This is a genomic window from Streptomyces sp. NPDC051172, from assembly GCF_040682555.1.
In the GTDB taxonomy this organism is placed as follows: Bacteria; Actinomycetota; Actinomycetes; order Streptomycetales; family Streptomycetaceae; genus Streptomyces.
Window position 1 is genome coordinate 14,669 of record NZ_JBFBBE010000013.1, and the last position, 21,301, is coordinate 35,969.

A 21,301-nucleotide genomic window follows, 5' to 3' on the forward strand; every position below is an offset into this window, starting at 1 on the left:
GGTTTCTCTCGGATGAGCTGTGGTGTCGCACACGTCGTCGGACCGGTCAGACGGGCTCGACGTCGAACGACACCAAGGCGACGGCCCGCTTCGTGACGAGATCGATGTCCTCGTCCAGCGGGGCGTCGACGATCACGGACGCCGACCGGTGGCCGGAGTCCAGCTGCGGCCCGAGCACATCGCCGGGCAGCCGGCCGACCAGGACTCCGCGTGCGCTGCCCGCGTCGGCCGCGGGAGCGGGCACGAAGAACGGCCACGCGTCGTCCCGGCTCGGCCAGTCGACCGGCACGCCGTCGGCGGAGACATCGCGCAGTCGGCCGTGCGGATGGTCGAGGAAGTGCTGCCGGGCTCGACGGCGCGGAACCGGGTAGGACGTCGGAATGCCCAGGGCCAGGTCGAGCATCACGTTCTCCACCGGCTCGCCGGTGGCCAGCTCCCACAGGAAGGTGATGGCGTCGCCCGGAAGGCGGACCGCGACCTCCATGAGCACGACGTCACCGTCCGGGGTGAGCCTGTACTCGGCATGAGTGATGGCGTCGCGTACTCCGACCCGTCGCAGGACTTGCCTGTTGGCAGCGGTCAGAGCGACTCGCTCGTCCTCGCTGATCGACGCCGGACTGGTGTGGCTCAGCTCGGTGAAATAGGGGCCTTCGTGCTCGTTGGTCTCCTTGCCGGTGACGCCGGACCACAGCACCCCGCCGTCTTGCACCAGAGCCTCGACGGAAAACTCCCGGCCCACCACCCGGCTTTCCACCAGGGAGATCTCGTCGACGCCGAACTGCCCGAGCGCATCAGCGAGTTCAGCCTGGTTGTGGACCTCGCGCACCCCGGAGCTGTAGAAGCGGCCGGCGGGCTTGACCACGGCCGGGAAGGCGTCGGCTGACAGCGCGAAGGAGGCACGCTCGTCGGTCGGTACGACCTGCCAGCGCGGTGCGTACTCGGGCACGGCCGTGCGCTGCAGCAGCTTGTTGCGGCAGATCACAGAGGCTGCGGATCCGGCACCGGGCAGGCCGAGGCAGTCCGCGAGCACACCGGCCGGTTCGACGAAGACCTCTCCCACGGAGATGACGCCGCGCACCGAGTAGCGGCGCAGGAGAGGCTGTACAGCCGGAAGCACCGAGACGATGCCGGCGTCCTTGACCTGAACGACCTCGACCAGTGCGCTCAGCGGATGGTCGGCGTCTTCTCGCGCCGCCTCCAGCCGAGCCATGTCCGTGCCCTCGGACACGACCGCAAGCGGAACCAGGCCACGCCGAGCAGCCTCTTCGACAAGACGGCCCTGGCGGGCCAGCACGACCAGGTCGCCCATGAAGAGGAAGGCCTGGGGCAGAGCCGAAGCCTCGGAGGGGACAATAGCGGCCACGAGTGGACACCTTTCTCGTAGTTGTGGAACGACGGCGGGCAATGACGGGGTAACCACCGAAGTCGGCAGGAGACCCAGGCTTCAGCAGAAGGGATCGAACAGATCGGTCTGCAACGCCTTGGCCACTGCAGGCGAGATCGCGGCAAGTTCCGTGACCTTTTCGGCGTTGTGTGCGCGGATTTCCGCGTCATGGCCCGCAAGGACGCTTTCCTCGCTGACATCCAGCAGCCAGAGCGGCCTCAGCCGAGCGCCGCGCAGCGCCTTGGCATCGGGTGATTCGATTCCCGGGTGAATCCATCGCAGTCCGTTCTCGACCGCGATGCGCACCGATGCGTAGTAGACGAGGTTGAAGTACTCGGCGGCGCCCCGCACAAGCCGCTCGTAGTCGAATCCGACTGCTCGCACGGAAAGCGTGTCACCGTGCACATAGAAAAGAGAGAAGCCGACCGGCCGCTCACCGGGCCGGGCTGCGAAAAGGACCTGCGCCTTTTCCCCCATGGCCACGCTCTGCAGCCGGAAAGACTCGGTGAGCACTGCGAGATCGAACGGATGCCCGTACCGCTTCTGGGTGTCGGCGAGCAAGCCGGCTGCCTGCGCGTAGCACTCCGACAACGGAGCCTGCGTGAGTGTGTAACCCGCCGCTTCGAAGGCCTTGACCTCCTGCTTGACGGAGTCCCGCCGTCCCTTCGACGGCAGACTGCGCAGCCACTCCGCCCACCCGCCCTCCGGCACTGACACCCAGGCGTCGGTGGTGAGGAGGACCGGCGTCGTACGAACCCCTGCCGCACGCAGGGCAAGTGCATCACCTGTGGTCAGGAAACTGGCCACAGCAGGTACGGGGCCGGCCCCGATGCCGGGAAGCAGCGGGTTCTCGGAGAGTGACGCAGCCGTTTCACGCACACCGTGCAGCAATCCGGCTGCTGCCTTTTCCGAACTGACCCCGACCCGGGTCAGCAGATGTGTCTGGTAACCACGGCGCTGGCCGACGAGCAGACCGGCCGGTGAAGGGGCCGGCAGTCCTTTCGCCGCGAGTTGTGTGTGCCACTGGTAGAAGGAGTTGGGCTCATCCACGATGGCGGTCACCGGCACAGCACCGTCCTCAGTGTGTACCGCACCCGTCATCGTGGTGCCCCCGATGTCGGTGGCGCAGAAGCGCAGCCAGTCGTACGAGGAGTACAAGCGGCCGCCGGCAAGATCTTCCCATTCCACAGCGGAAGCACCGCCAGTGGGGCTGTCGAATACAGCGGGTGTGGTCACGGCAGAATCCGATGCCTCGCCGGGTGCCATGCCCACTTCCTCAGCGGCACGGAATGTCTCCTGAAATGGAACATTCGTCACCTGAATGTCGTGCCAGTCTTCAAAGCCTGTGGTGGCGAAATTCTGTGGTATCACGGGTACGCCTCACGGTCGGGAAGTGTGGGTCGGCGCTCCGCCGCGTTCGGCCCGACCGACAACCCAAAGGTCGCGCACGCCGTTCCCCATCACGTCCCGTTCCGATACCGAGGGGTCACGGGCGGCGGACTGGGCCGTGGGCGCCGGAGCGCCACCGCCGAACCGCACCTCGTCGCCGCCCCGCCACGCATCCGATGCGCCGATGCCCGGTAAGTCGCCGGGGATCGGCTTCGCGGGTCCGCCAGACGGCGACCATGCGATTTCTCGGTACCGCGACCGACACCACCTGGCCGGCGCTCGGGCTGCCGGGCGCCGCTGCGGACGGCCGAGCGCCCTGGTCAGCCGGTGACGGCCCCGACCTGGATGTCGGCCTCGGCCCGGTCCTCGGCCCGCGCCGTCGAAGCCGCCGGATCGGTGGCGCCCTCCGGGCGCAGGCGCGAGATCGCGGCCGGATGGGCAACGGACGGCAGAATGTGACGCCACATCACCGCAACCCGCCCACGCAGATCCGCTCGCCGGTTGATGGCCTCCGACACCAACTGGACGCCGGTGAACGTGGCGACGACGAACTCCGCAGTCTCCCTGGGCACGACCTGGGGGAGCACCTCACCCTGCGTCTGCCCCTCGCTCAGCAGCCGGGCGGTGAGATCGAACCAGTCACCCCACGGGTGCGTGCCGTTGAAGAAGACACCTTCTATGGACAGCCGCGTCCCCGCCCTGGCAAGAGCGTCGTGGCGCAGCACATGGGCGAACTGGTGCGTGATGTCGATGATCGACTGCAAGGGCGAGAGCCGGTGCTCCACCCTGACCAGACCGGTCTGCTCATCCATGATCGCCTGGGCCAGCGACTCCTTCGACGGGAAGTGGAAGTACATCGCACCCTTGGTGACATTCGCCCGCCGCAGGATCTCCGAGGTGGCCGCGCGTTCGTAGCCGTACTCGGCGAACACACTCGCTGCGGCTTCCACGATCGAGCGCCGGGTCTGCACCGCGCGAGCCTGCTTGGCCATTGCTTTCCCTCCGGGGCGTGCCTGCTGCACCCACCCTACCCAACCACGCGGTCTGTTTCCGTGGCCTTTCCGCCGGTGGAAGCACAAGGAGCGGCGCCTTCCTCAGCGGCCCATGCCGAAGCGGCGGTGGTACGCACCACGTGACTCACGCCATAGCCTCCCCAGGAAAAAGAGGCCGAGCGGTCTGGTTTCCGGCGCCACTCCGTCCGCCGCTTGCGGGGCAAGCAGCCGACGGCGTTCCATCTGGGCATGGACAAGATCCTTGTCGTGGGCGGCACCGGGTTCATCGGCTCGGCCGCCCTGCGGGCCCTGACCGCAGACCGGCCACCCGAGCCCGGCGAGGTGAAGGCACTGGTCAGACGCATACCGGAGGCCTCCGGCGCGGTGCCCGGCGTCGAGTACCTCACGGGAGACCTCACCGACCCGGCCTCCCTGCGGGACATCTGCCACGGCATACACACCGTGCTCCACTGCGCCTCACACATCGGCGCCGACGAAGACACATGCCGGGCCGTCAACGTAGACGGCACCCACGCCCTGCTCGCCGAGGCGGAACGCGCCCACGTCCACCGCACCCTCCTGGTGAGCACCACCGCCGTCTACGGCACCGGACCACACCGCGACCTCACCGAACACCAACGCACTCCCGACCCCGCCTCCGCCACCAGCCGCACCCGGCTACAGGCCGAGCAAGCCGTACTCGCCGCCGGCGGCACCGTACTCAGACCACCACTCGTCTACGGCGCCGGCGACAGATGGTTCGTCCCCGCCGTCACCGAACTCCTGCAGCGCGTACCGGCGTTGCCGGAAAACGGCCGGGCCCGCCTGTCACTCGTGGCGATCGACGACCTGGCCCGACTGCTGGCCACCCTCGCCCGCACACCCGAGCACACCCCACCCGGCACCGTGCACCACGCCGCCCATCCCCACGTACCGACACTGCGCGAGTTCGTCGCCCTGCTCGGCGAAACGCTCGACCTCACAGTCCCCCAGGACGGCCTTCCCCTCGACGACTACCTGACCCGCCTGCACACGACACCGGGAAGAGTCAGCGCACACCAAGCCGCGCTGCTCGCAGAGGACCGCTGGTACCGCTCCCCGCTCTGGTCCCGCGCCGACTGCACCCCCGGACCCGGACACCGGACCAGGCTGAGCGAGGCAGCCCCGTGGTACCGAAAGGCGCTGACACCGCGGACGCCGCCCGCGAGGTGACCACGCCGCCAGACGTGTTTCACGTGAAACACAGCCGTGGGGCGGAAGACCCTCAAGTCTCCCGCCCCACGCCATAGTTCAGCCCACAGCACATCACCGGTCGTCGTCGCGCTGAGCGGCCTCCTCCTCGGCCTCCTTGGCCTGCACCTCAGGGTCGAGCAACGACTGACCGCTGCCGTCCACCGACGACAACCGGCTCGACTGCGGAACCTCCGTCGCAGCAGGCGGCTCGACCAGCCAGTCAGGGTTGGCCTGCTTGTCCCACCACTTCCAGGCAGCAAAAGCACCGCCCGCGAGAGTACCGAGCACCAGCAACACCTTCGCGGCACGCCCGGCCCTCGCCCGACGCTCATGCCGACGAACCAGCTTCTGAATCTCCTTCGGTGAGACCTGACCGCGCAGCGCAGCCAATGCGGCAGCACCGCGCGCGGCGGCCTCGTCCCTGACAGGCCCGGCCACGGCCACCGCCTGCTCCAGCTTCGGCCGGGAATAGTCGGCGGCCTGCCGGGCCGCCTGTCGGGTGCGGACGGCAGCCTCATGGGCGGCGTGGTCGACCTTCGGCGGCACATGCGTACGGGCCTGCTCCAGACGCGGCGCGACATGCGCGCCGTACTGGACGCGGGCCTGATCCGCGGCTTGGGACACCTTCGGCGCGAGCCGTACGCGTGCCTCGTGTGCGTAGTGTGCGGCCCTGTCCTTGGCCGTGTCGGCGTAGGGCGCCACCACTTCCGCGGCGTGCAGCACGCTGTCCTTCGCCGAACCGGTCGCGGCGCGCACGCTGTCGATGCGGGTCACGGGTTCCTCCTCCTCGGTGGCGTACGGTATTTCGACTTTCCACCCTTTTACGGATCATGCCTGTCAACAGACACCGGGGCATGTGAGGGCGGGCATCCGGGTCATGCACACCGACTCAGGACCATCTCCAGCAAGAGCCGATCAAGAGCCGATCAAGTCCAATAGAGGATGAATACGGGGCAACAGGTGCTTGTCGTCGACAATGCCACGGATCGCCGCCGAGCGCCCCCGGCCCGGACACACTCGACCGGTTTTCTGCAAGCAACACCCCCCGACAAGCCCCCACAGACGGGCGCCGGGCGACGCACGACGCAGACCGTGCGAGGATCAGGGAGTCACAGGAAGACAACGGAAGGCAGATCGTGGCCGAGCAGCTTTACGCCACCCTGAAGACCAACAACGGCGACATCGAGGTCCGGCTGCTGCCGAACCACGCGCCCAAGACGGTCCGGAACTTCGTCGAACTCGCCACCGGCGAGCGTGAGTGGACCAACCCCGCCACCGGCCAGAAGTCCACGGACAAGCTCTACGACGGCACGGTCTTCCACCGGGTGATCAGCGGATTCATGATCCAGGGCGGAGACCCGCTGGGCAACGGCACCGGTGGGCCCGGCTACCAGTTCGAGGACGAATTCCACCCCGACCTCTCCTTCAACAAGCCCTACCTGCTCGCCATGGCCAACGCCGGCCCGGGCACCAACGGCTCCCAGTTCTTCATCACCGTCGCCCCCACGACGTGGCTGAACCGCAAGCACACCATCTTCGGCGAGGTCACCGACCCCGCCAGCCAGAAGGTGATCGACGCCATCGCCACCACCCAGACCAACCCCCGCACCGACCGCCCGGTCAACGACGTCGTCATCGAGTCAGTCGTCGTCGAAACCCGCGAGGGCTGAGACCAACGAGGACCCCACCCGCAAGGTCGAGTCCCCGCACAGCAGGAACCAAACGCCCCGCCCATCCGTAAAGATGGGCGGGGCGGTGCATTTGTGCACAGCACCCGAACGACGACCTAGGGGACCTCATGGACCAGGCGCCAGGCAGCCCACAAGGCCCGGACGACCAGGGACCCCAGCACGCCCAGAGCCTGCCCGGCTGCTACCGCCACCCCGACCGCGAGACCGGCATCCGCTGCACCCGCTGCGAACGCCCCATCTGCCCCGAATGCATGGTCAACGCCTCCGTCGGCTTCCAATGCCCCGAATGCGCCCGCGGCGACTCCGGCACCGGACACCCCCCGGCCGCCACCCGCCCCCGCACCATCGCCGGCGGCACCGTCACGACCGACCCCCGCCTCCTCACCAAGATCCTCATCGGGATCAACGTGGCGGTGTTCATCGCCGTCCACGTCCAGAGCTCGCTCCTCGACCACCTCGTCCTCATCGGCGAATGGCCCCCGGCACCCTTCAAAGCCACCCAGGGCGTCGCCGACGGCGAGTGGTACCGCCTGGTCACCGCAATGTTCACGCACCAGCAGCTCTGGCACATCGCCTTCAACATGCTCAGCCTCTGGTGGCTCGGCGGCCCCCTCGAAGCCGCCCTCGGCCGCGCCCGCTACCTCTCCCTCTACTTCGTCTCCGGCCTCGCCGGCAGCGCCCTCACCTACCTGCTGGCCTCACCGACCGAAGCCTCCCTCGGCGCCTCCGGCGCAATCTTCGGCCTCTTCGGCGCCACCGCCGTCCTCATGCGCCGCCTCAACTACGACATGCGGCCGATCATCGCCCTGCTGGTGATCAACCTGATCTTCACCTTCGGCTGGAGCAACATCGCCTGGCAGGCCCACATCGGCGGCCTCGTCGCCGGCGTCATCACCGGCTACGCCATGGTCCACGCCCCACGCGAACACCGCGCCCTCGTCCAGTACGGCACCTGCGCCCTGGTCCTGGTCGTCGTAGTGGTCCTGACCCTGCTCAGGACGGCTCAGCTCACCTGACGTGCCCACTTGTCCACAGCGGGTTGCCAGTCTTGTGCATAGTGTGCGGGAACAGCTGTGCCCCCTGTCACCGACCAGTGTTTTCGCAGGTCAGGCAGGGGGCGAACAGGTTTGCGAAGCTGGGTGGGATGGTCGTATCGGCGTCAACGGCCCACTGGTTATCCACAGATGGTCGTTTCTTTTCCCCAGGAGCTGTGGATTTTTCTACAGGCTGTGGATAACTCAGCGGATAGCCCTGGGCAGGGCTATGTTCACCGTGAGGTGGCCGTTACTTCCACTGCGTGGAGACGCCGAATCCGGCGGCGATGAAGCCGAAGCCCACCACGATGTTCCAGTTGTCCAGCGCATCGATGGGCAGGGAGCCGTCGGTCACATAGAAGACGACGATCCAGGCCAGGCCGATGATGAACATGGCCAGCATGACGGGTGCGACCCAGGCGCGGCTGTTCAGCTTGATGCTGGTCGCCTGCTTCGCCGGCGGCGGCGTGTAGTCGGCCTTCTTGCGGATACGTGACTTCGGCACGAGGGTCTCTCCTGTCGATGCGCTGCGTGGCCGCGCAGGGAACTGTGGCTGGCTCCGGAGCAGCGTACAAGGGGACTCTTAGCGCTCCCCCGGGCGTCCGTTAGCGTAGTGCTTCCGCGGCGCCGAAGGAGATAAGGGTACGTTGAGCAATTCTGCCGACTCCCCCCAGGACGGATCCAGTCCTGCCCGCGGACGCCGTTTCCGGCCGGTGCGGGTGCTCACGGTGGCCGTCTTCGCCCTCGCGGGGCTCATTTTCTTCACAAGTTTCAATACGGCCAAGGGCACCAATATCCGCACGGACACGTCATTGCTGAAGCTTTCCGACCTGATCCAGGAGCGCAGCCGCAAGAACGGCGAACTGGACGATTCCAACGGATCTTTGCGCCGGGAGGTCGAGTCCTTCGCCGAGCGTGACGACGGCAGCACCAAGGCGCAGGACGAGAAGCTCGCGGGCTTGGAGGATCGTGCGGGCACGCAGAAGCTGGAGGGTGAGGCGATCACCGTCACGCTCAACGACGCCCCGCCGGACGCCACCGCGAAGCTCCCCGGCTATCCCGAGCCGCAGCCGGACTACCTGGTGATCCACCAGCAGGATCTGCAGGCCGTGGTGAACGCGCTGTGGCAGGGCGGCGCCAAGGGCATCAAGGTGATGGACCAGCGGCTGATCTCCACCAGTGCCGTGCGTTGTGTGGGCAACACCCTGATCCTTCAGGGCCGCGTCTACTCGCCGCCGTACAAGATCACGGCGATCGGGGATCCCGACAAGCTGAACAGGGCGCTGTCGGATTCCACGGCGATCCAGAACTACATGGTCTACGTGAATGTGTACGGCCTCGGCTGGAAAGTGACCCACGACGGGACGGTGACTCTGCCCGGCTACTCGGGCACAGTGGATCTGCACTACGCCCAGCCCGTGGAGTGAACTGAGCCGTTTCGGGAGCTGCCGGTGCGCGTCGTCGTCAGGACCGTCAGTGAGCTCTGTATCACCGTGGGCAGCCTGATCGTGTTATTCGTCGTCTATGTGCTGTTCTGGACCGGTGTGCGGGCGGACGGTGCGATGAATCACCAGATCGATGTGCTGCACCACCAGTGGGCGAAGCAGACGGCGCGTCCTGCGGCGAGTGCCGGTACTGCGGCGGCTCCCAGGAAGCCGGCGCCGTATGTCGGGGGCAAGCCCTTCGCGATCATGTACATACCGCGGCTTGGTTTCACGTGGAACAAGCCGGTGCTCGAGGACACTGCGGTGAGCACGCTGAAGGAGGGGCTCGGGCACTACGCGAACACCGCGCAGCTGGGGCAGGTGGGCAACTTCGCGGTGGCGGGGCATCGGCGGACGTACGGAGATCCGTTCGTGGACTTCCCCGAGCTGAGGCCGGGTGACGCGGTGGTGCTGACGGACGGGACCACCTGGTTCACGTATCGGATCGACAAAGGGCCCTACAAAACTGTTCCGACGGACGTTGAGGTGATCGATCCTGTGCCACGTAAGTCGGGGTACACGCGTGAGGGCCGTTATCTGACGCTCACCACGTGCGATCCGGAGTGGGGGCACAGCCATCGGCTGATCGTGTGGGGGCACCTGGATTCCACACAGCCTGTGGAGGCCGGGAAACCAGAGGCGCTGCGCCGTTAGTCTGGTGCGGGTACGGCGTGAGTCTGATGCCGTGGTGGAACGGAAGGGACGGCATGTACGGCTGGATCTGGAGGCATCTGCCGGGCAACGCGTGGGTGAAGGCGCTGATCTCACTCCTGCTGGTCCTGGCCGTGGTCTATGTCCTGTTCCAGTACGTCTTCCCGTGGGCCGAACCGCTGCTGCCCTTCAACGATGTGACGGTGGACAACCAGTGAGTGCGCGGATTCTCGTCGTCGACAACTACGACAGCTTCGTCTTCAACCTGGTGCAGTACCTGTACCAGCTGGGCGCCGAGTGCGAGGTGCTGCGCAACGACGAGGTGTCGACGGCGCATGCCCAGGACGGCTTCGACGGTGTGCTGCTGTCGCCGGGTCCGGGGACGCCGGAGGAGGCGGGCGTCTGCATCGAGATGGTGCGGCACTGTGCGGCGACCGGGGTCCCGGTGTTCGGTGTCTGCCTGGGCATGCAGTCGATGCAGGTGGCGTACGGCGGTGTGGTGGACCGTGCGCCCGAGTTGCTGCACGGCAAGACCTCGCTGGTCGAGCACGAGGGCAGGGGCGTCTTCGCCGGGCTGCCCTCGCCGTTCACTGCGACGCGCTACCACTCGCTGGCCGCGGAGCCGGAGACGGTGCCGGCCGAGCTGGAGGTGACCGCGCGGACGCACGACGGGATCATCATGGGGCTCAGGCACCGTGAACTCCCGGTCGAGGGTGTGCAGTTCCACCCGGAGTCGGTGCTGACGGAGCACGGCCACCGGATGCTGGCCAACTGGCTGGTGGAGTGCGGCGACCAGGGTGCCGTGGCGAGGTCGGCGGGGCTCGCCCCGGTGGTGGGCAGGGCCACGGCGTGACCGCGCTGCGCCCCGAGCGTGAGTCCGCCGCCTCGTACGGGCAGGAGCCGTACGAGGGGTACGCCTCGTTCGAGGGGTACGAGGCGTCCGGTGCGTTCGAGGCGTCCGGTTCGTTCGACCAGTGGAACGGTGAGTCGCCGGGGCAGCAGGGGCGGCACGGGGGGTATGCGGCGGCCGCGGGGGAGCCGTACACGGTGCCTGTGGAGGAGCCGTACGTAACGCCGTCGGTGGAGGGGGCGGAGCCGTATCTTCCGCCTGTGGACGAGGAGACGGTGGCTCTGCGGATACCGGAGCCGCCGTCGAGCGGTTCCATATCGCCCTCTGACGCCTCAACAACCACGCCTGCCACTGGAACCACTCCGGGCGGCCGAGCGGCCCGTAGAAAGGCTGCCAAGCGCCGTCATGGGCGTCATGGGGGCGCTCGTACGACTTCGGAGGTCGCGGAAGACGCCGAGGAGGTCTCCGCCGATGCTTCCAAGGCTCCGCTTTCGCGGGTGGAGGCACGTCGGCAGGCCCGCGCACGCAAGCCCAGTCCGGGCGTCGTCGCGAGCCGGGCGATCGGTGAGGTGTTCATCACCACCGGCGTGCTGATGCTGCTGTTCGTCACCTACCAGCTGTGGTGGACGAACGTGCGGGCGCATGAGGCGGCGGACAAGGAGACCAGCACCCTGCAGAACGACTGGGCGAGCGGCAAGCGCGCGCCGGGCGAGTTCGAGCCGGGCCAGGGTTTCGCGATCCTCCACATCCCCGAGCTGGACGTGGTCGTGCCGATCGCCCAGGGCGTCAGCAACAAGCAGGTGCTGGACAAGGGCATGGTCGGGCACTACAGCGAGGGCCGGCTGAAGACGGCGATGCCCGACGCGAAGACCGGCAACTTCGCGCTTGCGGGTCACCGCAATACGCACGGCGAGCCTTTCCGGTACATCAACAAGCTGAAGAAGGGCGACGAGGTCGTCGTCGAGACGCAGGACAAGTACTTCGTCTACAAGGTGACGTCGACGCTGCCGGTGACGTCGCCGAGCAATACGAGCGTGATCAGTCCCGTGCCGCCCCAGTCGGGTTTCACCAAGCCCGGCCGGTACATCACGCTGACGACCTGTACTCCGGAGTTCACCAGCAAGTACCGGTTGATCGTCTGGGGCAAGATGGTCGAGGAACGGCCGCGCAGCAAGGGCAAGCCGGATGCGCTCGTCGAATAGGGACACATGAACGTGGCAGCGACCACCGACGACACTCAAGAGGACACGGACGCGCCCGCGGCGCCACCGGCCCGCCGCCGCGGCACGGGCCGTATTGCGGCGGCGGTGAGCGTCTTCGGTGAACTCCTCATCACGGCGGGCCTGGTGCTGGGCCTGTTCGTCGTCTACTCGCTCTGGTGGACGAACGTCATAGCCGACCGGGCGGCGGACAAGCAGGGCGAGAAGGTCCGCGACACATGGGCCCACGAGGGCGGGGCCACGGGCCCCGGTGCGCTGGACACCAAGAACGGCATCGGCTTCCTGCATGTCCCCGCCATGAAGAACGGCGAGGTCCTGGTGGAGAAGGGCACGTCGACGGAGGTCCTCAACGACGGCGTGGCCGGCTACTACACGGACCCGATCAAGGCGACGCTGCCGACCAGTGGCAAGAAGGGCAACTTCACGCTGGCCGCCCACCGGGACGGCCATGGCGCGAAGTTCCACAACATCGACAAGCTGAAGGTCGGCGACGCGATCGTCTTCGAGACCCGGGACAAGTGGTACATCTACAAGGTCTACGACATCCTCGACGAGACCTCGAAGTACAACGTGAAGGTCATCTCTCAGATCCCGAAGGAGTCGGGGAAGAAGACGGCCGGGCACTACATCACCCTGACGACTTGCACGCCGGTGTACACCAGCCTGTATCGGTATGTGGTGTGGGGCGAGCTGGTGCGGGTGGACAAGGTGGACAGCAAGAGGACGCCGCCGGAGGAACTGCGCTGATCCGACTGACTTCCTTGGAGGAAGCCGGTCGCCTGATGGCCGAGGCCCGAAGCCGCAACTACCCTTTGCGGCTTCGGGCCTCTTTCGATCAGGTGGCGCCTACTCCAGGATCTTCAACGGCTCACCGGCGGCCCACTCCTCCAGCATTCCGCGGTGTACGGGGGTGATCCCGGTCTCGGCGGCGAGCTGTAGGGCGTCTGGGGTGAAGGGGCACGTTGCCACGAACAGCGCCACTTCCGCGCTGTAGAGAACCTTCGCCGACCCGATGAACTTCTGGATGTCCGGGCTGCTGATGGTCTGGTAGGGCGCGTGCCTCTTGCACTGGACGACGAGACGTCGCCCGTCGGCTGTGAGCCCGATGACGTCGACGCCGCGGTCTCCGTGACCGCCCTGCACGACGACGTCGGTGCATCCGTCGCGGATGAGCAGTTTGGCGATGTGGCGCTCGAACGTCTTGCCGTTCATGGCGTCCATGGCAGCCATGATCCCGACGGCGGGACGATCGTCTCGTACTCCTTCGAGCCGTTGCAGCCGGGCGTGGTGCTGGTGGAGCCGTCGCTCGATGCGCTGGACTCCGGCCCGCAGGGCGATCAGCTCCTTGCGGTGCTCGCCCGAGGTTTCGATCAAGGCGTTGAACATCGGTACGACCGTCTTGCCGAGGATGTGGGTGATGCGTTGGTCGATGCGGTCGTCGAGGGAGACGACGTCGCTGTGGACGGAGTTGTCCACAGGCTGGGTGCGCGCCAGGTACTCCATGTCCAGGAGGTACACACGCACGTGACGTGCGACTTCGCTGTCCCGGAGGAGCATGGCGATGTTGAGGACGGCTCGGCGGGAGAAGAGCGCGAGGGATGCGGTGCGCGACTGAATCCCACTGAGCGCCTTGAAGGCGCTCAGTTCTGAACCTGCCAAAACGTGGTAGCCGTTGGCCTCCAGTTCCGGCCTGTGGTCGATCACCAGAGAGCGGATGGCTTTGACGCGGACTTGGAAGTACGCCGCCACCATCGCGGTCGTCACATGCATCCCGTCCGGCAGCAGCGACAGCGCCTTGACTCTGTCGAGTACGTCCGTGCGCTCCAGGACGCTGTCGCGCAGGGACTTGGACTCCAGTAGCGCCGATTCGTTGATCACGTTCTGCCCTTCCGCTCGCGGTGTGGCCGTATGGCCAGGGCAGAGCTCCGAGACCCCACCCCATCCGATCAACGAGTAGGCACATATGAAGACACGATCGACACAGGAACAAACGTTGTACGCGGCCTACCGCCCCCTGCTCGGGCGGCAGACAGCAGATGGCCCCCTGCCGGTGAGTACGGCAGGGGGCCCATCGATGGGGGTGGGGTGGGTCAGCCGGTAGTACCTCCGAAGAGGTTGGTGCCGCCGTTGTTCCCGCCGTTGTTCCCGCCGCCGCCGAAGGTCTGCAGGTTGACCGGCGTGCCCTGGTTGACCGTGCTGCCCGGGGTCGGGTCCGAGCCGATGACGATGGCGTTGTCGTCCTGGGAGCCGTTGATGTTGCCGACCTGGAGACCCACCTGCTGAAGGGCGTTCTTGACGTCCTTCAGCTTCTGGCCCTGGATGTTCGGCACCTGGACCTGGTTGTTCTGCTTCTGGCCGATGTTGATCTGCACCGCGGTGTTCTTCTTGACCTGGGTGCCGATCGTCGGGTTGGTCGAGATGACCTTGTTGACCTGGGTGTCGTCGGTGGTGGGCGTGTTCACACAGTTGCCGGTGAGGCCGACGGCCTGCAGCGCGGACTTGGCGTCGTCGCAGCTCTGGCCGGCGACGTTGGGCACGGGGACCGTCGCCGCAGCCTTGGCCACGGTGAGGGTGATCGTGGTGCCCTTCTCCTTCTCCGTGCCGCCCGTCGGGTTCTGGGAGAGGACGAGACCTGGGGTCTGGTCGGACTCCTGGGTCTTCTGATCGACCACGAAGCCCTTGTCCTCGAGCTTGGACTTCGCCTGGTCGAACTGCAGGCGCGTGACGTCCGGTACGGCCACCTTCGGAGCGCCCGTAGACACCACGAGGTTGACCGGGTCCCCCTTCTTGAGGCTGGTGCCCTTGCCCGGGTCCTGCGAGCAGACATTGCCCTTGCTCTGGTTGTCGCAGGGCTGTTTCTTGACCGTGCCGACCTTGAGGCCGATGTTGTTCAGCTGGTTCTCGGCGTCGCTCTGGCTCAGGCTGACGAGGTTGGGCACGTCCACCTTGTCGTTGCCGACGCCACCGTTCCCGCTGAACGCGTACTTCCCGATCAGGATCGCGCCGACCAGGACGAGGATGCCCGCCACGACAAGCAGGATCGTCGACGTGTTGGACTTCTTCTGAGGCTGGCGGCGGCGGGAGCGGTCGTCGTAGCCGTAGCCGCCGTCGTCCGGGTTCATGGGCGGCAGCATCGACGTGGCGCCGGCGTCCGTGGCGCGCAGGGCCGTGGTCGGCTGGTCTTCGGGGTAGCCGCCGTAGCCGACGGATCCCATGGCCGCGGTGGCCGCGACGGGCTGGCCGTCGAGGCAGGCCTCGATGTCGGCGCGCATCTCGTCGGCGGACTGGTAGCGGTAGTTCGGGTCCTTGACCAGGGCCCTGAGGACGATGGCGTCCATTTCGGGCGTGATCTCGGGGTCGAAGACGGAGGGCGGCTGGGCTTCCTCGCGTACGTGCTGGTACGCGACGGCGACCGGGGAGTCGCCGACGAAGGGCGGGCGTACCGTCAGGAGCTCGTAGAGGAGGCAGCCGGTCGAGTACAGGTCGGAGCGGGCGTCGACCTGCTCGCCCTTCGCCTGCTCCGGTGACAGGTACTGCGCGGTGCCGATGACTGCGGCCGTCTGCGTCATGGTCATGCCGGAGTCGCCCATGGCGCGGGCGATGCCGAAGTCCATGACCTTGACCTGGCCGTTGCGCGTCAGCATGACGTTGGCCGGTTTGATGTCGCGGTGGACGATGCCGCTGCGGTGGGCGTACTCCAGGCCCTGGAGGATGCCGATGGTCATTTCCATCGCGCGCTCGGGCAGGAGCTTGCGGCCGGAGTGGAGGAGTTCGCGGAGCGTGGAGCCGTCCACGTACTCCATCACGATGTACGGGATCGAGACCCCGTCGATGTAGTCCTCGCCCGTGTCGTAGACCGCGACGATCGCGGGATGGTTGAGCGAGGCGGCCGACTGGGCCTCCCGGCGGAACCGGGCCTGGAAGGAAGGGTCGCGTGCGAGGTCCGCGCGCAGTGTCTTCACCGCCACCTGGCGCCCGAGGCGGGTGTCATGCGCGAGGTAGACCTCCGCCATGCCACCACGACCGAGCACCTGGCCCAGTTCGTACCGGCCGCCGAGGCGACGCGGCTCTTCCATAGCTCCTACCAGCCCTCTCCGTCGGTCCCGACTCACACGTGTGTGCGGTCGGAGGCTGCCGTCCGGGCCTACCGTACCCGGCTAGCTTTGTGTGACCTGGCTAAGTGCGTCACCCGATACAGGACCGGTATCGCAACGTGTACCGATGTGAAGGGGACGTGAGCGGGGTCACTTCTTGGAGTTGATGACCGCCTCCATCACGCTCTTCGCGATCGGGGCGGCGAGGCCGCCGCCGGAGATGTCGTCACGGTTGGCGTTCTCGTCCTCGATGACCACGGCCACGGCGACCGGCGAGCTGCCGTCGGGGAGTTTGGCGTAGGAGATGAACCAGGCGTACGGGTTCGCGCTGTTCTCGACGCCGTGCTGGGCGGTACCGGTCTTGCCGCCGACGGTGACGCCGCCGCCGATCTGGGCCTTCTGGCCGGTGCCGTCCTTGACGACCGTCTCCATCATCGACTGCAGGATCTGCGCGTTCTTCGCCGACAGGGGCTGGCTGAGCTCCTGCGGGTCGGTCTGCGCGATGGTGTCGAGGTTGGACGACTGCAGCTTGTCGACCATGTACGGCTTCATCAGCTTGCCGTTGTTGGCGACCGCGGAGGCGACCATGGCCATCTGCAGCGGGGTGGCCGCAGTGTTGAACTGGCCGATCGAGGACAGCGCGGTCTGCGAGGAGTTCATGTTGTCGGAGAAGACCGAGGCGCTGGAGCGGACCGGGGTGAACTGCTCGGCGTCGAAGCCGAACTTCTTCGCCTCGGCGAGCATCTTGGCGTTGCCGAGGTCGGCGCCGATCTTGCCGAACACGGTGTTGCAGGACACCTTCAGGGCGACCCGCATCGGGGCGTTCTTGCAGGGGATGTTGCCCTCGTTCTTCAGCTCGGTCGTCGTGCCCTTCATGATGTAGGGCAGCGGTGAGTTCGTGCTCTCGTCCGCGGACGTGTACAGCCCGTTCTCCAGCGCCGCCGCTGCCGTGACCACCTTGAAGGTCGAGCCCGGCGGGTAGGTCTCGCGCAGCGCCCGGTTGAGCATCGGGTCCGAGGGGTTGTTCTTCTTCTGGAGCGCGGTCCAGTTCTTGGAGTCCGTCGACGTGGAGTTCCCGGCGAACGACGAGGGGTCGTACGACGGGTAGGAGGCCAGCGCCAGGATCTTCCCGGTGGACGGGTCGAGGGCGACGGCGGCGCCCTTGCCGCCCTGGGACTTCAGCCCGTTGTAGGCGGCCTTCTGCGCGGCGGCGTTGAGGGTGGTGACGACGTTGCCGCCCGCCTTCGACTTGCCCGTGATCATGTCGAGGGTGTTGCGGAAGAAGAGCCGGTCGTCGGTGCCGGTGAGGATGCCGTCGTCGATGGACTCCAGCTGGCTGGCACCGAAGGCCTGCGAGGCGTACCCGGTGACGGGCGACCACATCGCACCGTCCTTGTAGGTGCGTTTGTACTCGAGGTCGTTGAGCCCGCTCTTGCTCGTCTTGGTGGAGCCGGTGATCGGGTTGCCGTCGACGACGACGTCGCCGCGCGGGGTCGAGTAGCGGGCGATGGTGACGCGGCGGTTCTTCGGGTCGGTCCTGAGGCTGTCGGCCTTGACGTACTGCAGCCAGTTGTCGCGGACGAGCAGGGCGAGGACCAGCAGGCCGCAGAAGATCGCGATCCGGCGCAGGGGCTTGTTCATGACGGGCGGACCACCTGGGTCATCTCGGCGTCGGGGTTGCCGGCGGGCGCGGGCGCCGGGCGGCGGGCGGTGTCGCTGATACGGATGAGGATGCCGATCAGTGCCCAGTTGGCGATCACGGAGGAACCGCCGTACGCCACGAACGGCATCGTCATACCGGTCAGCGGGATCAGGCCCATGACGCCGCCGGCGACGACGAACACCTGGAGCGCGAAGGCACCGGACAGGCCGATGGCGAGCAGCTTGCCGAACGGGTCGCGGGCGGCGAGCGCGGTGCGCACGCCACGCTCCACGATCAGGCCGTAGAGCAGCAGGAACGCCATGATGCCGGCCAGGCCCAGCTCCTCGCCGAAGGTGGCGAGGATGAAGTCGGAGTTGGCGGCGAACCGGATCAGGTCGGAGTGGCCCTGGCCGAGGCCGGTGCCGAGCGTACCGCCGGAGCCGAACGCCCACAGCGCCTGCATCGACTGCTCGGAGTGGCCGCCCACGCCCGCCTGGCTGAGCGTGTATTCCTTCATCGGGTCGAGCCAGGCCTGGACGCGCATCTTCACGTGCGGTTCGATGCTCGCCACGCCGACGGCACCAGCCGCGGACATCAGCAGACCGAAGACGATCCAGCTGGTCCGCTCGGTGGCGACGTACAGCATGATGACGAACATTCCGAAGAACAGCAGTGACGTTCCGAGGTCGGTCTCGAAGACCAGGATGAGGATCGACATCGCCCAGACGGCGAGGATCGGGCCGAGGTCGCGGCCGCGCGGCAGGTACAGGCCCATGACGCGGCGGCTGGCGAGCGCGAGGGCGTCCCTCTTCACCATCAGGTAGCCGGCGAAGAAGATCGCCAGCACGATCTTCGCGAACTCACCGGGCTGGATGGAGAATCCGGCGACCGAGATCCAGATCTTGGCGCCGTAGATGTTGGCGCCCAGGCCCGGGACCAGCGGGAGCAGCAGCAGGACCAGCGCACCGACCATGGAGATGTAGGTGTAGCGCTGCAGGACGCGGTGGTCCTTGAGGAAGATCAGCACCACGATGAACAGCCCGATGCCCATTGCCGTGTACAGCAGCTGGCGGGGCGCCGCACTGCCGGCCTGCTTGATGGACTGCAGCAGCTTGGACTGGTCGAGGCGCCAGATGACGACGAGCCCGAGTCCGTTGAGCAGCGTGGCCAGGGGAAGCAGCAGCGGGTCGGCGTACGGGGCGAACTTCCGTACGGCGAGGTGGCCGACGCCTGCCAGCAGGCCGAGCCCGAGGCCGTAGCTCAGCAGACCGGCCGGCACCTTGTCGTCGATGGCCAGGCCCACGTTGGCGTAGGCGAAGACCGGGATGAGGACGGCGAACAGCAGGAGCGCGAGCTCGGTGTTGCGCCGGCTCGGTGCGCCGATCGCGCCGATCGTGGACGTATGGTGCGTCGGTGTGTTGGTAGTACTGCTCATCGTGTGACAGGGCCTCTCACGGCTTGCCTACTGCTTACCGCACAGCGAGACGACCTTCTGCTCATCCTCCGAGAGAGTGGGGCCGGGGCTGGGGGTGGGTGCGGTCGCTGATGTGGACGGGGTCGGTGAGGTCGAGGGGCTCGGTGATGCCTTGGACGTGGCGGAGGTCTTGCTGGTTCCCGTGGTGCCGCCCGCCTGGCCCGTGCCGGTCTTCGAGTTCTTCTTGCTCTCGGCCGCCTGACGCTCGGATTCCTTCTTGCATGCGGAGGCCTGCACGGAAAGCTCGTTGACCTTCGACTGGGCGCCGGGCAGGCTGCCTTCGGCGATCGTGGACCTGACCTGCTTCTGCTGGTACGGAGGCAGGTACTTGAGTTCGATCTCGGGGTGGTCCTTCTCCACTTTGGAGAGGGAGACCCACGCCAGGTCCTGGCTGATGCCCCGGTACAGCGCGACGTGCTCGTCCTTGGTGCCGACGTAGTACTGGGTCTGGGTCCAGCGCCAGCCGCCGTACAGGCCGCCGCCGACGACGGCGAGGGCGAGGACGATGTAGAAGGATCTCTTCGCCCACTTGCGGCCCGCGCGGGGTTTGACGAAGTCGTCGTCGGTGTAGTCGCCGAAGCTGCCGGCGGGGATGTAGCCGGTGGTGTCGCCGGAGCCGGGCGGGCCGAACTCGCCGCCTCCGCCGTGTCCGTGGCCCTGGCGGCCGAGGCCGGAGGCGCGGCCCGCGGGGGTCTCCATGAAGCCGGGGTCGTGCAGGTGGTTCTGGTTCTCGGCGACCGCGCCGACCACGACCGGGGTGTCGGAGAGCTGCCCGGCGAGGGTGTCCCCGGTGTCCAGGTCCAGTACGTCGGCGACGATGACGGTGATGTTGTCGGGGCCGCCGCCGCGCAGCGCGAGCTGGATCAGCTCCTGCACGGTCTCCTGCGGGCCCTGGTAGCTGGCGAGGGTGTCCTCGAGCGTCTGGTGGGAGACGACGCCGGACAGGCCGTCGGAGCAGATCAGGTAGCGGTCGCCGGCGCGGACCTCACGGATGGACAGGTCCGGCTCGACGTGCTCGCCGCTGCCCAACGCCCGCATCAGCAGGGAGCGTTGGGGGTGGGTGGTGGCCTCTTCCTCGGTGATGCGGCCCTCGTCGACGAGGCGCTGCACCCAGGTGTGGTCCTGGGTGATCTGGGTGAGGACGCCGTCGCGCAGCAGATAGGCGCGGGAGTCGCCGACGTGGACGAGGCCGAGGCGTTGGCCGGTCCACAGCAGGGCGGTGAGCGTGGTGCCCATGCCCTCGAGCTGGGGGTCCTCCTCGACCATGGAGCGCAGCTGGTCGTTGGCGCGCTGTACGGCGGTGCCGAGGGAGGTGAGGATGTCGGAGCCCGGCACGTCGTCGTCGAGGGCGACGATGGTGGAGATGGCCTCGGAGGAGGCGACCTCGCCGGCGGCGGCGCCGCCCATGCCGTCGGCGATCGCGAGCAGGCGCGGACCGGCGTATCCGGAGTCCTCGTTGCCCTCGCGGATCATGCCTTTGTGCGATCCGGCGGCAAAGCGCAGTGACAGACTCATGCGCACCTCGCCCGTCGGCTCCGGGTACATCCGCACGGTGCCCACCCTCCGGTCGGGAGCGCGCCGGTGCCCGTGGTGGGGGCCGCCGCTGCGTGCTCGCTCCGCTCGCTCATTGTCGTACTACTTCCGCAGCTCGATGACTGTCTTGCCGATGCGGATCGGCGCGCCCAGCGGAATCGGCGTGGGGGTCGTCAGCCGGCTCCGGTCGAGGTATGTGCCGTTGGTGGAGCCCAGGTCCTCGACGATCCACTGGCCGTCGCGGTCCGGGTAGATCCTGGCATGGCGGCTGGAGGCGTAGTCGTCGTCCAGCACGATCGTGCTGTCGTGCGCCCGGCCCAGGGTGATGGTCTGGCCCTGGAGCGCGACGGTCGTGCCGGTGAGGGTGCCCTCGGACACGACGAGTTTGGTGGGTGCGTTGCGGCGCTGGCGGCCGCCGCCGGCGGCCTGCTGCCGCTGTTGCGGGGGCGCGGCCTGCTGGCGGGCGGCCTGCTGGGGCCGTGCGGCCTCGCGCCTGGACCCGCGCTGGGTGACGCGCGTACCGAACAGGTCGCTGCGGATGACCTGCACGGCCACGATCACGAACAGCCACAGTACGGCCAGGAAACCCAGCCGCATGACCGTGAGGGTCAGCTCTGACATTGCCCCCGC

19 protein-coding genes and 1 pseudogene are annotated in these 21,301 nt (G+C 67.5%); 9 read left to right on the top strand and 11 right to left on the bottom strand.

Translation table 11 applies throughout. From position 1 onward, the window contains the following. Positions 1-46 precede the first annotated feature (46 nt). The 3 genes and pseudogenes from AB0N07_RS10295 to AB0N07_RS10305 all read right to left on the bottom strand — a co-directional run. On the bottom strand, positions 47-1,363 hold the full coding sequence (locus tag AB0N07_RS10295) for an ATP-grasp domain-containing protein (protein ID WP_365833802.1): 1,317 nt from the start codon (positions 1,361-1,363) through the stop codon (positions 47-49). Positions 1,364-1,444: 81 nt separating this feature from the next. Continuing rightward, positions 1,445-2,755: a peptidogalycan biosysnthesis protein gene (locus AB0N07_RS10300; RefSeq protein WP_365833803.1), complete on the bottom strand. Its 1,311-nt coding sequence runs from the start codon at positions 2,753-2,755 to the stop codon at positions 1,445-1,447. A gap of 401 nt (positions 2,756-3,156) precedes the next feature. Then, positions 3,157-3,765 (bottom strand): annotated as a pseudogene (locus AB0N07_RS10305) (ScbR family autoregulator-binding transcription factor); the annotation flags it as partial. A 249-nt stretch (positions 3,766-4,014) separates the two neighbouring features. Between AB0N07_RS10305 and AB0N07_RS10310 the strand changes: the two are divergent. After that, positions 4,015-4,977 carry an NAD-dependent epimerase/dehydratase family protein gene (locus AB0N07_RS10310; RefSeq protein WP_365833804.1) on the top strand — a complete coding sequence of 321 codons (963 nt, stop codon included), beginning with the start codon at positions 4,015-4,017 and terminating at the stop codon, positions 4,975-4,977. A 93-nt stretch (positions 4,978-5,070) separates the two neighbouring features. Here AB0N07_RS10310 and AB0N07_RS10315 read toward each other — a convergent pair whose 3' ends face one another. Beyond that, positions 5,071-5,772, bottom strand: coding sequence for a DUF5324 family protein (locus AB0N07_RS10315; RefSeq protein ID WP_365833805.1), 702 nt, complete (start codon positions 5,770-5,772; stop codon positions 5,071-5,073). A gap of 362 nt (positions 5,773-6,134) precedes the next feature. Between AB0N07_RS10315 and AB0N07_RS10320 the strand changes: the two genes are divergently transcribed. Beyond that, positions 6,135-6,668 carry a peptidylprolyl isomerase gene (locus AB0N07_RS10320; RefSeq protein WP_344403169.1) on the top strand — a complete coding sequence of 178 codons (534 nt, stop codon included), beginning with the start codon at positions 6,135-6,137 and terminating at the stop codon, positions 6,666-6,668. A gap of 128 nt (positions 6,669-6,796) precedes the next feature. Continuing rightward, entirely contained in the window at positions 6,797-7,705 is a 909-nt protein-coding gene (locus AB0N07_RS10325; RefSeq protein WP_365833806.1) for a rhomboid family intramembrane serine protease, read from the top strand. A gap of 268 nt (positions 7,706-7,973) precedes the next feature. Here the strand turns inward: AB0N07_RS10325 and crgA are convergent, their stop codons facing one another. Next, a complete protein-coding gene (gene crgA, locus AB0N07_RS10330; RefSeq protein WP_365833807.1) occupies positions 7,974-8,228 on the bottom strand; it encodes a cell division protein CrgA in 255 nt (84 codons plus the stop codon). Between the two features lie 142 nt (positions 8,229-8,370). Here crgA and AB0N07_RS10335 point away from each other — a divergent pair, with 142 nt between their 5' ends. Genes AB0N07_RS10335 through AB0N07_RS10360 form a run of 6 tightly spaced genes read left to right on the top strand, consistent with a single transcriptional unit; the run spans position 8,371 to position 12,675 of the window. After that, positions 8,371-9,150, top strand: a complete 780-nt coding sequence (locus AB0N07_RS10335; RefSeq protein ID WP_365833808.1) for a DUF881 domain-containing protein — start codon at positions 8,371-8,373, stop codon at positions 9,148-9,150. A 24-nt stretch (positions 9,151-9,174) separates the two neighbouring features. Then, entirely contained in the window at positions 9,175-9,861 is a 687-nt protein-coding gene (locus AB0N07_RS10340; protein WP_365833809.1) for a class E sortase, read from the top strand. A 26-nt stretch (positions 9,862-9,887) separates the two neighbouring features. Continuing rightward, a complete protein-coding gene (locus AB0N07_RS10345; protein WP_115907047.1) occupies positions 9,888-10,076 on the top strand; it encodes a hypothetical protein in 189 nt (62 codons plus the stop codon). Then, on the top strand, positions 10,073-10,711 hold the full coding sequence (locus AB0N07_RS10350; RefSeq protein ID WP_030939022.1) for an aminodeoxychorismate/anthranilate synthase component II: 639 nt from the start codon (positions 10,073-10,075) through the stop codon (positions 10,709-10,711). Before AB0N07_RS10345 ends, AB0N07_RS10350 begins: the two co-directional genes overlap by 4 nt. Then, positions 10,708-11,910, top strand: coding sequence for a class E sortase (locus AB0N07_RS10355; RefSeq protein WP_365833810.1), 1,203 nt, complete (start codon positions 10,708-10,710; stop codon positions 11,908-11,910). Before AB0N07_RS10350 ends, AB0N07_RS10355 begins: the two co-directional genes overlap by 4 nt. Positions 11,911-11,916: 6 nt before the next feature. Beyond that, on the top strand, positions 11,917-12,675 hold the full coding sequence (locus AB0N07_RS10360) for a class E sortase (RefSeq protein ID WP_365833811.1): 759 nt from the start codon (positions 11,917-11,919) through the stop codon (positions 12,673-12,675). 99 nt (positions 12,676-12,774) lie between these two features. Here AB0N07_RS10360 and AB0N07_RS10365 read toward each other — a convergent pair whose 3' ends face one another. The 6 genes from AB0N07_RS10365 to AB0N07_RS10390 form a co-directional block, all read right to left on the bottom strand. Then, the gene (locus AB0N07_RS10365) at positions 12,775-13,806 is read right to left on the bottom strand and encodes a restriction endonuclease (RefSeq protein ID WP_365833812.1); all 1,032 of its coding nucleotides are present in this window, start codon (positions 13,804-13,806) and stop codon (positions 12,775-12,777) included. Positions 13,807-14,018: 212 nt separating this feature from the next. Continuing rightward, positions 14,019-16,004, bottom strand: coding sequence for a Stk1 family PASTA domain-containing Ser/Thr kinase (pknB, locus tag AB0N07_RS10370; protein ID WP_365833813.1), 1,986 nt, complete (start codon positions 16,002-16,004; stop codon positions 14,019-14,021). Between the two features lie 168 nt (positions 16,005-16,172). Further along, positions 16,173-17,663 carry a penicillin-binding transpeptidase domain-containing protein gene (locus AB0N07_RS10375; RefSeq protein ID WP_365833814.1) on the bottom strand — a complete coding sequence of 497 codons (1,491 nt, stop codon included), beginning with the start codon at positions 17,661-17,663 and terminating at the stop codon, positions 16,173-16,175. Beyond that, complete coding sequence (locus AB0N07_RS10380) at positions 17,660-19,099, bottom strand: FtsW/RodA/SpoVE family cell cycle protein (RefSeq protein ID WP_365833815.1); 1,440 nt, start codon at positions 19,097-19,099, stop codon at positions 17,660-17,662. Before AB0N07_RS10380 ends, AB0N07_RS10375 begins: the two co-directional genes overlap by 4 nt. 27 nt (positions 19,100-19,126) lie before the next feature. Then, a complete protein-coding gene (locus AB0N07_RS10385; RefSeq protein WP_365833917.1) occupies positions 19,127-20,683 on the bottom strand; it encodes a Stp1/IreP family PP2C-type Ser/Thr phosphatase in 1,557 nt (518 codons plus the stop codon). A 90-nt stretch (positions 20,684-20,773) separates the two neighbouring features. After that, positions 20,774-21,292 carry an FHA domain-containing protein gene (locus AB0N07_RS10390; RefSeq protein ID WP_365833816.1) on the bottom strand — a complete coding sequence of 173 codons (519 nt, stop codon included), beginning with the start codon at positions 21,290-21,292 and terminating at the stop codon, positions 20,774-20,776. Positions 21,293-21,301: the final 9 nt, after the last annotated feature.